The sequence below is a fragment of the Micromonospora sp. NPDC007271 genome, from assembly GCF_040634005.1.
In the GTDB taxonomy this organism is placed as follows: domain Bacteria; phylum Actinomycetota; class Actinomycetes; order Mycobacteriales; family Micromonosporaceae; genus Micromonospora.
In genome coordinates this window covers 52,156-63,459 of sequence record NZ_JBEYER010000035.1, presented here as the reverse complement: position 1 = coordinate 63,459, position 11,304 = coordinate 52,156, and the positions used below count along the sequence as shown (strand labels likewise).

The 11,304-nt window shown below is 72.9% G+C and carries 10 protein-coding genes; 4 read left to right on the top strand and 6 right to left on the bottom strand.

Annotated elements, in window-relative coordinates; genetic code table 11:
- Positions 1-842 precede the first annotated feature (842 nt).
- The 3 genes from ABZ570_RS15315 to ABZ570_RS15305 all read right to left on the bottom strand — a co-directional run bounded on the left by ABZ570_RS15315 (position 843) and on the right by ABZ570_RS15305 (position 3,029).
- On the bottom strand, positions 843-1,196 hold the full coding sequence (locus ABZ570_RS15315; protein ID WP_358062722.1) for a hypothetical protein: 354 nt from the start codon (positions 1,194-1,196) through the stop codon (positions 843-845).
- Positions 1,197-1,491: 295 nt separating this feature from the next.
- The gene (locus tag ABZ570_RS15310) at positions 1,492-2,220 is read right to left on the bottom strand and encodes a hypothetical protein (RefSeq protein ID WP_358062719.1); all 729 of its coding nucleotides are present in this window, start codon (positions 2,218-2,220) and stop codon (positions 1,492-1,494) included.
- 155 nt (positions 2,221-2,375) lie between these two features.
- The gene (locus ABZ570_RS15305; protein ID WP_358062716.1) at positions 2,376-3,029 is read right to left on the bottom strand and encodes an SAP domain-containing protein; all 654 of its coding nucleotides are present in this window, start codon (positions 3,027-3,029) and stop codon (positions 2,376-2,378) included.
- A 199-nt stretch (positions 3,030-3,228) separates the two neighbouring features.
- Between ABZ570_RS15305 and ABZ570_RS15300 the strand changes: the two genes are divergently transcribed.
- Positions 3,229-5,442 (top strand): acyltransferase family protein, encoded by a 2,214-nt coding sequence (locus tag ABZ570_RS15300; RefSeq protein WP_358062713.1) that lies wholly within the window; start codon positions 3,229-3,231, stop codon positions 5,440-5,442.
- A gap of 77 nt (positions 5,443-5,519) precedes the next feature.
- Here the strand turns inward: ABZ570_RS15300 and ABZ570_RS15295 are convergent, their stop codons facing one another.
- A complete protein-coding gene (locus tag ABZ570_RS15295; RefSeq protein ID WP_358062710.1) occupies positions 5,520-6,137 on the bottom strand; it encodes a pyridoxamine 5'-phosphate oxidase family protein in 618 nt (205 codons plus the stop codon).
- Between the two features lie 164 nt (positions 6,138-6,301).
- On the opposite strand from ABZ570_RS15295, the gene ABZ570_RS15290 reads away from it, so the two are divergent.
- The 3 genes from ABZ570_RS15290 to ABZ570_RS15280 are packed head-to-tail and all read left to right on the top strand — an operon-like array spanning position 6,302 to position 8,452.
- On the top strand, positions 6,302-6,808 hold the full coding sequence (locus ABZ570_RS15290) for a DUF2231 domain-containing protein (protein ID WP_358062707.1): 507 nt from the start codon (positions 6,302-6,304) through the stop codon (positions 6,806-6,808).
- Entirely contained in the window at positions 6,805-7,341 is a 537-nt protein-coding gene (locus ABZ570_RS15285; RefSeq protein WP_358062704.1) for an Hsp20/alpha crystallin family protein, read from the top strand. Before ABZ570_RS15290 ends, ABZ570_RS15285 begins: the two co-directional genes overlap by 4 nt.
- A 7-nt stretch (positions 7,342-7,348) precedes the next feature.
- Positions 7,349-8,452, top strand: a complete 1,104-nt coding sequence (locus tag ABZ570_RS15280; protein WP_358062701.1) for a glycosyltransferase family 9 protein — start codon at positions 7,349-7,351, stop codon at positions 8,450-8,452.
- Here the strand turns inward: ABZ570_RS15280 and ABZ570_RS15275 are convergent.
- Together ABZ570_RS15275 and rfaE2 are read right to left on the bottom strand one after the other, a co-directional pair.
- A complete protein-coding gene (locus ABZ570_RS15275; RefSeq protein WP_358062698.1) occupies positions 8,445-9,299 on the bottom strand; it encodes a glycosyltransferase family A protein in 855 nt (284 codons plus the stop codon). The genes ABZ570_RS15280 and ABZ570_RS15275 overlap by 8 nt on opposite strands.
- Positions 9,296-11,236, bottom strand: coding sequence for a D-glycero-beta-D-manno-heptose 1-phosphate adenylyltransferase (gene rfaE2, locus ABZ570_RS15270; RefSeq protein ID WP_358062694.1), 1,941 nt, complete (start codon positions 11,234-11,236; stop codon positions 9,296-9,298). Before rfaE2 ends, ABZ570_RS15275 begins: the two co-directional genes overlap by 4 nt.
- Positions 11,237-11,304 lie beyond the last annotated feature (68 nt).

Here is an 11,304-nt window from a genome sequence, read left to right as displayed (position 1 = left end):
TCTCAGAATCCACAACGACCGCTACGCGGACTCTCGGGGTAGCTCCCGGTGGGGCGCCTGTTGCCGAGGCGGCGGCCAGATCCAACTCAGCCGCGAGGGAATCCTGCGGTGACTCGCACCGCACCTCGGGAGCGAGTAGCGGGGGATTCACCGGCTCCCCGCTGAGGCACCCGAGGCCCACTATTGCCAGCGCTGCCAAGAACCGAGGGTTAGTCGTCCTTCGAGGCGACGGGGCGGGAACCGGCGCACTCAGATCAATGACGGGCATAGGGCAAGTTATCCGATGGGCAGGCCCGACCGCTCGAACCGGCGCGGGCCATCCACGCGCCACAAGCTGGTCAAGGCAAAGCCTCGGACCTAAAGACGACCTTGTGCGGTTCCCAAGCTGTCAGTCCGCCAGGTCATCCTCGGCTAGGTGGCCAACACCGTCACAGGTGGGGCAAGGCCCGAAGACGCTTCCCATTCCCTTACCCATGCCGGTGGTCTTGACCATGCCGGGAAGCCGCGCAGCACCACGGCATTCCGGGCATCGGCGATGAGCGCCATTCGAGCGAGACACAGGTGGCTGTGCGTCCCGAGATTCTGGCTGCTGCACCCGTCGAGGGTAACGGTGGGAGGAGGGCAGTGTTGGCCTGGCACGCCCGGTCCGGTGACCGCAACGACCAGGACCAGGGCTGATCGATCCCCCGGGTGCCCATCCTCTACGCCACCCGCCCGGCGTCAAGGGCGCTACGCGTCGGCATGCCGATGGCCTCCGGCCACCCGTGACCCCAGACGGGCACCGCAGTTCTGGCACCAGCCCGGGGGACCGCGCAGACTGACTCTCCTCGGCTGTCTGCCCCTTAACTAGGTTCGTCGTTCAGAGACCGACTTTCCCCGCGTGGCCTTCGCCACCACAGTGCTATCGACACGAGGTCGGTGAGTCCGGCGATGCTTGCCAGGACCAGAGCTCCTTCGGCCCAGTCCCAGCGATTCAGGGAAACCTCGGTGTAGAGCCCTACCCGGTAGTCGACGCGGCAGACGCCCTCGCGGGGGATCCCGACGCTGTAGCCCTCGGGTGTCTCAGCAACCCGCTGTTCGGGCACGAGTAGCTCGACACCACGCTCAATGCAGGTACGGCCGGCCACCTGCTCACCGATGACGTAGGTGGCTCCGGCGAGGAGAAGCACGAAGCCACCGAGGATGAGCAGGCCCAACGCAGTCGGTTCATGGGGCCCCGGCCATTCAGAAGAGGATCCCCCACGTGCGAAATCAACTCCTAACGCTCCGGAATCCGTTCAGCCAAGACCGCCAGCCAGGGGAGTGTCAAGTTAACGGCTGATCTTGGTTGTTGAGGTGGTCAGTGGTTGGCCGGGGTGAGACGGCCCTCGAAGGGTCTACTCGGACGCCCGGGAGCGGATGCGGCGCGGGAGCCCTGACCGCCTCGGGGCGGAACCCCTTCGCCCACCGCAGCCGCTGACGACGAGAAGACTCGGTTGGGTGTGGGCGGGATCAGCAGTGGCACAGGACGTGCACGATGACCGCGTCGCCGTCGAGTTCGTCGAGGTAGGCGGCCCGGAACCGGTCGTACGCGAGGTGGTCCGCCCGCCCGTCACCCATCCGGTGCGCGTCCACCCATCGGCCATCCAGGGTGACCAGCGCCGCGGTGAAGAAGGCCTGCCGGGCGGCCCGGTCGGCGTGTTCCTGCTCGGTCCCGGCGAAGTGCGCGACCGGATCCGTCAGCAGCAGGTACGTGCCGAAGTGCGGGTCGCCCAGAATGGCACGCTGGGCCACCTCCTGCACGAGTGGCTGCGCGAGGTGCGCCGCCCGCGCCTCGTCCGCGTCGCCGTAGCGGGTCAGCAGGACGGAGAGCGGCTCGGCCGGCGGGTGCTGGCGGGCCAGTTCGGTCCAGGCACGCCACTGGGCGCGGGCCTCGTCGGCGGCCATCGAGCGCAGGGCGTCCAGGTCGAGCATCCGCTTCGGTCCGCCGTCGCAGCGCAGCCGCTGACGGGGCCGGGTCGTCCCGTCCCGGTGGACCGGGTTGTGGACCAGCCGGGGGTCGCCGTCGTGCTCAGGCCGGACCGGCAGGTCGCCTCGGATGTGCCACCAGTCCCATTCCCACTGCTCGTTGTAGTCGTCGCCGACGTGCGCGTCGTACCGCGCGAGCGCTGCGGCGACCGCGTCGGTCACCTCGCCGTCCGGCTGCGCGGGGAGGCAGACGGTGGCGTAGAACTTGGTCACGGTGCTCCGGGGGCGGCGTGGTGGGGGACGGGTGTGTCGAGGATAGGTGACTCCGGCGCACCACGGAGCGAGCCCAGCGGGCGCGGCCCGGGGGCCGGCCCCACCGGGCCCACTCGAGCGGGGAGGTGGAAGCTCCGCGGTTCGGTCGGGGGTGCTCAGCCGTCCTCGCGGTCCGGGTTCTCCAGCCGGAAGAAGTTGCTCTGCCGGCCGTCGGAGCGCTCCTCCTGGTAGATGAAGTTGAGTCGCCGCTCGTCGAACGTGCGGAACCACTCCTCCCAGCTGATCTCGCGCAGCCGGTCCGCCCGGCCGTTGGCCGGGAAGTCGAACCGGAGTACGCCGGCACGCCCGTCGTGCTCGGTCCCGTCGACCGTGGCCGGTACGCCCCTGCGCGCCTCCGCCCACCGCCGGATCACGTCGTGGTCGGTGGTGACCAGGCTACGGCCGGGCCGCTCCGGCTCGTCGTCGACCGAGGTGACCTCCTGGGCGTACCTGATCGACTTGGAGTTCTGGGAGCCCTTGCGGACGCCGCCGCCGGAGGACCGGCCGCCGCCGGAGGAGCCGGAACGGGAGCCCGAGGCCGACCCGGGGGCGTCGCGCAGGCTCTTCACCAGGGCTTTGACCAGGTCCGGCTTGTGCATGTCCGAGGTGCCGGTGACACCCCGGTCGCGCAGCCGGCTGCGCAGCTCGTCCACCTTCAGCCGGGCGATCTCGCTCTCGTTGATGTCGGGGGTGCTCGGGGTCTGGTTGCCCGGAGGGTTCGTGGTCGCGGTCGAGCCGCTGCCGCGCCCCGAGCCGTTCTTCGTGGGCATCGAACATCATCCTTCCTCGACCCGTGTCCAGGGGTTTCCAGCGCCGCGTGACGCGGTGGGCCGTCTGGAGATCTGTACCCTCAGCCGGCGGCCGAAACGTCCGGCGACCGGGTGCGGCGTGGGGCCGTTCAGGATTGCCCACCCGCGTGACGAGCCGCTATCGTTCCCGGGCCGGAGCCCCCCAAGCTTGAGGATCGTGATGACTTCCGCGGAGTTGACGACCGCTGCCGCCCGGGGAAGCTCCCACCTCGAGAAGGCGGACGTCCCGGTCTCCCCGGCGGGCCCCGGCACCCTGCCGGGCACGGCGACCGGCCGCGAGTCGCACCGGGAGCCCTCGTCGACTCGCTTCCGGGCTGACGTCGCCGGGCTGCGCGCCGTGGCCGTCGGGCTGGTGTTGCTGTACCACGCCGGGCTGCCGTTCCTTCCGGGTGGCTTCGTCGGGGTCGACGTCTTCTTCGTGATCTCGGGTTTCCTCATCACCGGGCAGCTCATAACCGAGATCGAGCGCACCGGCCGCGTCTCGTTGCTGGGCTTCTACGCACGGCGGGCCAAGAGAATCCTGCCCGCCGCGACGGTGGTGCTGGCGGCCAGCGCCGTGGCGGTCCGGCTGTTCGTGCCCAGGGGCGAGTGGCAGGGCATCGGCGGCGACATCGCCGCCGCGGCGATCTACGTGGTGAACTGGCGATTCGCCGACCGTGCGGTCGACTACCTGGCCGCGGACACTCCGCCCTCGCCGGTCCAGCACTTCTGGTCGCTCGCCGTCGAGGAGCAGTTCTACCTGGTCTGGCCGCTGCTGATCATCCTCGCGATCCTCGCGGCGCGGAGGCTCCGGCGGACGAATGTGCGGCCGGTCCTGTGGGTCGGTCTCGCGATCCTGGCGGTGCCGTCGTTCGTCTGGTCGATCGTGGCGACGGCGGCCTCCCCGCAGCGCGCGTTTTTCGTCTCCACGACGCGGTTGTGGGAGCTCGGGATCGGGGCGGGCATCGCCCTGATCGCGACCCGCGCCGCGCGCATGCCGCGGGCGCTGGCCGTCATCCTCGGGTGGCTCGGTCTCGCCGCGATCGTGGTAGCAGCGCTGCTGGTGACCGCGGACACGGCGTGGCCCGGGTACGCTGCCGCGCTGCCCACGCTCGGCGCCGCTGCGGTGATCGCGGCCGGAGCCGCGGCGGGCTCGCGCGGTCCGGTCCTGGTGCTCGGCACGCGCCCGTTCCGGTGGGTCGGTGACCTGTCGTACTCCCTGTACCTGTGGCACTGGCCGATGCTCATCGTGGCCGCCGCGTACTGGGACGATCTGTCGTTGACCCGCGGCATGGCGGTGGCGCTCGCCTCGGTGGTCCCCGCCTGGCTCACCTTCCGGCTCGTGGAGAACCCACTGCGGTACTCGCGGGCGATCTCGAAGTCGCCGCGTCTCGCGTTGAGCCTCGGTGGCAACTTCACGATGGCCGGGATCTGCGCCGGCCTCGCCCTGGTCCTGACGGGCGCGTGGGCGGCCGCCGCAACGCCGAGCGGAGGCCGGTACGCGCCTGGCGCCGCGCTGCTGTCGACCACGCCGGGCACCGCCCCGATCGGCCCGGTGCCGGAGCGGTTCGACTTCATCTCGCCGGACCCCCTGAAGCTCCGCCAGGGGTTCATGGATGTGCCCGTCACCAACCGGGACAAGTGCTTCCAGCAGGTCGCGGGGGCCGAGGTCCTGTGGTGCACCTACGGCAAACCCGACGGGGCCACCACGGTCGCCCTGGTGGGCGACTCCAAGATGGACCAGTGGCTGCCGGCGTTCCAGGTGCTCGCCGAGCAGAACGACTGGAAGCTGGTGATCGCCGCCAAGGGGGCGTGCGCGTTCACCAGCGCCAAGGTCCTCAAGGGCGACGGGTCCGACAAGCTCTACACCGACTGCATCGAGTGGAACAGGACGCTGCTGCGCAGACTGGTCGAGGAGCGTCCCGACTACGTCGTCACCTCGCAGTCGGCGGCGACCGCCCTCGACGCCTCGGGCAAGGGGGCGTCGGTCGACGCGATGGTGGCCGGCGTGCGGTCCTCGTGGAAGAAGCTCGACTCGGTGGGCACGAAGGTCATCGTCCTCGCCAACAATCCCCACCCCGGTCCGGCGATCGTGCAGTGTGCCGACAAGAACCGAAAGCACCTGTCGGCCTGTGCGTTCGACCGCGAGCGCCACGATCAGGACCCGGCCTACCGGATGCAGCGGAAGGCGGTGGCCGGGATGCCCAAGGTCAAGATGATCGACCTGTTCGACGCCGTCTGCCCGACCGAGAAGTGCCCGGTCGTGTTCGGCAACGTCCTGATCTACCGCGGGGGTTCGCACATCGGTGCGGCCTACGTCAAGACCATGGCCCCGCACCTCGCCCGGGCCTTGTCGGACATCGGCGTGCCGGCGCGCTTCTCCCCGTCGAACTGATCGCCGTCGCACCGGCACGGTCGGCGGAGCGCCAGACCGGGCCGGGGCGCGGCGACCGCCGGGCGGCGCGGAGGCGATCAGCCGTAGATGGTCTTGACGTAGTCCGGGCCGTAGTGGCGTTCGAGGTCGGCCAGGCTCGCGGTGGGCGCCTCCACCTCTTTGACCAGCCGGGCCCGGGTCGGCAGGACGTCCGGCTGCCACGTCTCCGGCTGCCACAGCTCGGAGCGGAGGAACGCCTTCGGGCAGTGGGAGAAGACCTGCTCGATGGCCACCTCGATGGCGAGCAGTGGGCGGTGCCCCTTGACCACCATGTCCGCGAAGTACGGCGCGTCCCGGACCAGCCGGGCCCGGCCGTTGATCCGTAGCGTGTCGGTGCGGCCGGGGATCAGGTAGATCAGGCCGACGTGCGGATTGGCCAGGATGTTGCGGTAGCCGTCGGCCCGCCGGTTGCCGGGCCGCTCGGGGATGGCGATGGTCGACTCGTCCAGCACCAGGGTGAAGCCGGGCGGGTCGCCCTTCGGCGAGACGTCGCAGCTGCCGTCCGCGCCGGCCGTGGCGACGAGGCAGAACGGCGAGGCGGCCAGCCACTCCCGGTCCCGCGCGTGCAGCACGGTGCGTTCCTTGTCCAGCGCCCGCTGCATCGGCGGGCCGAGCAGCTCGCGCAGCTCCCCCGGTGAGGTGATCTCCGTCGTCACGTGTTCCTCCCCCGTCCGTTGATGGTGCTGGGGATTCCGGGGCGCGAACGCCCGGCTTCCGCCATCGTCAGCCTAGGTGAGCGCGTCGAACGCGAGGTTTGCCCCCCGGACCGGCGGGTAGGGGCTATCCCGCAGCGCGCTCGGACGCGACCGTTGGAGGCCGGATGGAGAGCCGACTGAAGGTGCTGGGTCACCCGCTGCACCCGATGCTGGTGATGTTCCCGGTGGCGCTCCTGATCACGGCGGTGATCTTCGATGTGATCGACGCCGCCGGTGGGCCGCGGTACCTGGCCGAGGCCGCGTACTGGAACATGGCGTTCGGCCTGGTCGGCGGCGTGCTGGCCGCGGTGGCCGGCGCGGTCGACCTGCTCGCCCTCCCGGCCGGCACCCGCGCCAAGCAGGTCGGGCTCACCCACGCGGCCGCCAACCTCGCGGTGATCCTGCTGTTCGCCGCGGTCTGGGTGGTCCGGTTGAACGCCGACTCCCGGGCCGCCGGGGGAGCCCTGATCGCCATCGAGGTGGTGGCCGTGGCGATCCTCGGCCTCAGCGCCTGGCTCGGCGGGGAGCTGGTGGACCGGCTGGGCGTGGGCGTCGACCGGGAGGCCGACCTGAACGCCCCGAGCTCGCTGCGCCCCCCTTCGGCGACCCAGCGGATCGGAGACATGCGATGACGGAACAGAGCGGCGGGCGCGGCTGGCGCAACCGGCACCAGGGCTGGGGCCCGATGGGCGAGCTGCAGTCGCTGCGGTCCGAGCTGAGCCGCCTGGTCGGTGGCCGGTCCGGCCCGCCGGAGGTCGAGCTGGGTGAGGTCGCCGACGGCTGGGAGGTGGTCGTCCGCCTGCCCGGCGTGGCGCCCGAGGAGGTGGCCGTCGAGTTGGACGACCGGGAACTGTGCGTGCGGGCCCGCTCGGAGGCCGAGGTGAACGCCGACCAGGGCATCCCGGGCGGCTTCGAGACGCGGGGCTTCGAGTATCGGGTGGACCTGCCGTCCCGGGTGGACCCGGACCGGATCGACGCGGTGATGGATCACGGTCTGCTGCGGGTGCGGTTGCCGCGCGCGGCCCGGCCCGCGCCGCGCACCATCACCGTCGGCCGCACCGGCCCCCGCACCGCCACCGGGGGTATGCGGATCCTGGCCGATCCGGCCGCCGACCGGGAGATGCACCACCCGGACACCACGCTCGACGAGATCGACCGGCCGTAGCGGTCGCATGGCCACCCTCTCGGCGCTCGGCCCGCTGGGCGAGCGCGTGCCCGACGTCGAGCGGATCGCCGTGCTGCGGGCGAACGCGCTCGGCGACTTCATCTTCACCCTGCCCGCGCTGGAGGCGCTGCGGGCCGCGTACCCCGGGGCGGAGATCGTGCTGCTCGGCGCGCCGTGGCACGCGGCGCTCTGGCGCGACCGCCCCGGCCCCGTGGACCGCGTGCTGGTGGTGCCGCCCGCACCCGGCATCCGCGGCGCGGGGCCGGACGAGCCGCCGGTGGCGATGGCCGACTTCCTGGCGGCGGCCCGCCAGGAACGCTTCGACGTGGCGCTGCAGCTGCACGGCGGCGGGGCCAACTCCAACCCGCTCGTCGCCGGCCTGGGCGCCCGGGTCACCGCCGGCCTGCGAGCCGAGGACGCCCCGCCGCTGGACCGCTGGACCCGGTACGTCTACTACCAGCACGAGGTGATCCGCTACCTGGAGGTGGTGGCCCTGGTCGGGGCGGCGGCCACCACCATCACACCCGTCCTGGCCGTCACCGACGCCGACCGCGCGGAGGCCCGCGAGGTGCTCGGCCCACCGGAGCGCCCCCGGGTGGCGCTGCACCCCGGGGCGACCGACACCCGCCGGCGCTGGCCCCCGGAGCGTTTCGGCGAGGTCGCCCGGGCGCTGGCCGGCGACGGGTACGAGGTGCTGGTCACCGGGACGCCCGCCGAGCGGGAGACCGTCGACGCGGTGGTCGCGGCGGCCGGTGTCCCGGTCCGCCCACAGGTCGGCACGCTCAGCCTCGGCGGGCTGGCCGCCTGCTACGCCGGGTGCGCGCTGGTGGTGTCCAACGACACCGGGCCGCTGCACCTGGCCGGTGCGGTCGGTACGCCGACGGTGGGCGTCTACTGGATCGGGAACCTGATCAACGGGGCGAGCCCGCTGCGTGCCCGGCACCGTCCGATCGCCGCCTGGATCACCCGCTGCCCGGTCTGCGGGGTCGACTGCACGCCCGGCATCTACCCGCACCGCCCCGGCGACGGCGACTGCCCGCACCAGGACTCGTTCGTCTCCGACGTGCCGGTGATCGAGGTCGTCGAGGCCGCCCGCGAGCTCCTCACCTGAGGACGACCTCCCACGCCTCGATCTCGCGCTCGGTGACCGTGGTCGGCGACTCCAGGTGATACGCGCCGCTGGGCAGCACTCCCGCGCCGCCGTACCGCTCCAGCACCGCGAGCTGTGCGGCGACGTCCTCGCCCTGGTGCCGCTCCGGCAACCGGCGCCAGAACTCGAAGCCGCCGGAGTCGATCAGCTTGGCCCGGTCGTAGAGCACGCACCCGCCGATCCAGGAGACCTTGTACGCCCGCCAGGCCCCCACCGGCAGCCGCAGCTTCTCGGTGACGTGCAGCAGGTTCGCCGCCGGGTGGATGGCGGCCCGGTCCCACTCCGGTGTGCCGGGACGGACCCGTTCCGGCACCGGCCGGCCGTGCCACTCCTCGTAGTGGACGTGGGTCTCCGGGCGGACGTCGTCGGCGTAGGAGAGGCCGTGCACCGCGTTGCCGACGAACCCGCAGCCCAGTTCCCGGATCGCGGCGACCAGCCGGGCCAGCGTGCCCGGTTCCAGCCAGACGTCGTCGTCGAGGCAGAGCACGTAGCGGGCCGCCGACTGGCCCAGCAGGTACGCCCGGTGCTCGGCCAGCCCGCGCCGGGGCAGCCGCCGGGTCAGCAACACCGGATGGCCCCGGTGGCGCAGCGCCCGGACCATGGTGGCCGCTGCCGGGTGGGCGTACGCCGGGCCGTCGTCGGACTGGTCGCTCACCACCACCCCGAAGTCGGGTACGCCCTCCTGCACGGCCAGCCCGGAGAGGGTGACCGCCAGTTCGGCGGGGCGGTTGCGGGTGGGGATCAGCACGTCGAGCTGTCGGGGACCGCGGAACCGCTCCGGGGTGCCGAGGTCGAGCGGTCGGTTCACCTCGGCCGGCCCGTCCCCTCGCCGACGGGGGGAGTGACCGACTGCGCGCGGATCCGGTCGATGATCGCCGAGGTGGAACGGTCCGGCACGTACCCGAGGGTGCGGACCTGCCCGCCGAGCCGGCGTACCAGCGGCCCCTCGGGCACCATCTCCGGCGGGTAGTCGCCGCCCTTGACGTACACGTCCGGGCGCACCGCCTCGATCAGCTTCGCCGGCGAGTCCTCCTCGAAGACCACCACGTGGTCGACGCACTCCAGCGCGGCGAGCAGGGCGGTCCGGTCCTCGACCGGGTTCACCGGCCGGTCCGGCCCCTTGAGCCGGCGTACGCTGCCGTCCGAGTTGACCGCCACGATCAGCAGGTCGCCGAGCGCGCGGGCCTGGGTCAGGTAACGGACGTGCCCTGGGTGCAGCACGTCGAAGCAGCCGTTGGTGAAGACGATCGACCGGCCCGCCTGGCGGTGCTCGGCGACGAGGGCGCTCAGTTCCTCCGCCTCGACCAGCGTCGGGTGGCCGGAGCCCTCCGTCCCGGCACCCAGCGCGTCCAGCAGGTCCTCCCGCCGGCACACACAGGTGCCGGTGTCGGAGACGGTGATGGTCGCGGCGAGTTGGGCGAGCTGGGCGGCGGTCGGCAGGCTCGCCTCCGCCGCCAGCGCCAGGGTCATCGCCGCCAGGTACGCGTCCCCCGCGCCCACCGCGTGGCTGGCCGGGACCGGGGTGCTGTGGCTGCGCCGGCGCTCGCCGTCGGCCGCGCCGACCACCGCGCCCTCGGTGTCCAGGGTCACCGCCACCACGTCCGCGCCGGTGTGCGCGTGCAGCTCGGCCAGGCGCGACTCGGCCAGCACCGCCCGGTCGACGCCCTCGCCGGCCGTCGCGTTCACGGTGACGCCGGTGCCGGTGACGCTGAGCCCGTCCCCGGTCAGCGCGACCCGGTCCTCGCCGGGGGCCGGCTCGCCGGTCGGCCCGATGAGCGCGCCGGACCGGTCGGCGGACGGCGGGTCGGCGGGTCCCGCGTCGGGCCGGGCGGTGGCCGGCGCGCCAGAGGTCGGGTGCGGGCTGCCCGGCGTCCACTCACCGGTGATGCCCGGCGTCCGCTCAGCCGCCTCGCCCGGCGTCCGCTCACCCGCGCCGCCCGGTGCCGCGCCGACGACCAGCTCGGACGGGCCGTCGGTCGGCTCGGCCAGCGGATCCAGGTGCAGGTCACCGGCGGTGGCTCCGCGAGCCGGGGTACGGTCCCCAGTGCCGAAGCCGGCCGCCGCGCGGGCCAGCAGCCGGGTCGCCTCGGCGAAGCTCGGGGTCACCACGGTGGGGTTGAGGCCGCGCCAGTCGGCCAGGTCGTGCGCGTCGAGTGCCACGATGGCGTACCGGTCCCGGTTGGCGACCAGCCAGGCGCGGAGCGCCCTCGGCAGCGCGCCCAGGCCGTAGTCGCAGACGACCAGGGTGAGCGGCTGATCCCCGGAGGCCGCCCGCAGTTCCTCGGTCGCGCAGTGCAGCGCGGTCAGCAGGCGGGCCACCCCGTCGTCGTCGAGCGCGTCGTCCGGCTCGCCGGAGTCCTCGCGGAGCAGGATCTGGTTGCCGGCGAGCATCCGCCGCTTGACCGGGGTCGGCCGGCCGGGCTGGTTCACCGTCCGGTCCCAGACGCCGGCGCGGTCGAGGCAGTCGTGCAGTTCGTCGCCGGCGGCGTCCGCGCCGACCGGGGAGACCAGCGCGGCCCGCCCGCCGAGGGCGGCGATGTTGACCGCGGTGTTCGCCGCACCACCGGCGGCAGAGATGCGCCGACGCAGGGTGAGGACCGGGGCGGGGGCCTCGCGGCAGAGCCGTTCGGACTCCGCGAACCGCCACTCGTCCAGCATGGCGTCGCCGACGACCAGCACGGGACGCCCCGACCAGCTCTCCACCACGGTGGTGAGCCGGCGATCTTCCGCTGCTGCTCCTGCCATGTCCCTTCGGGTCCCCCGAGGCGGTCCGGCCAAACCTGTATGCGTCCGGCCGGGGGTGCGGCGCGAGC

Excerpts from the sequence above, each read along its gene's own strand:
- ABZ570_RS15290 (WP_358062707.1), top strand. The coding sequence starts at position 6,302 with ATGGAGAGCCGACTGAAGGTGCTGGGTCACCCGCTGCACCCGATGCTG.
- ABZ570_RS15300 (WP_358062713.1), top strand. The coding sequence starts at position 3,229 with ATGACTTCCGCGGAGTTGACGACCGCTGCCGCCCGGGGAAGCTCCCAC.
- ABZ570_RS15285 (WP_358062704.1), top strand. The coding sequence starts at position 6,805 with ATGACGGAACAGAGCGGCGGGCGCGGCTGGCGCAACCGGCACCAGGGC.
- ABZ570_RS15305 (WP_358062716.1), bottom strand. The coding sequence starts at position 3,029 with ATGCCCACGAAGAACGGCTCGGGGCGCGGCAGCGGCTCGACCGCGACC.
- rfaE2 (WP_358062694.1), bottom strand. The coding sequence starts at position 11,236 with ATGGCAGGAGCAGCAGCGGAAGATCGCCGGCTCACCACCGTGGTGGAG.
- ABZ570_RS15280 (WP_358062701.1), top strand. The coding sequence starts at position 7,349 with ATGGCCACCCTCTCGGCGCTCGGCCCGCTGGGCGAGCGCGTGCCCGAC.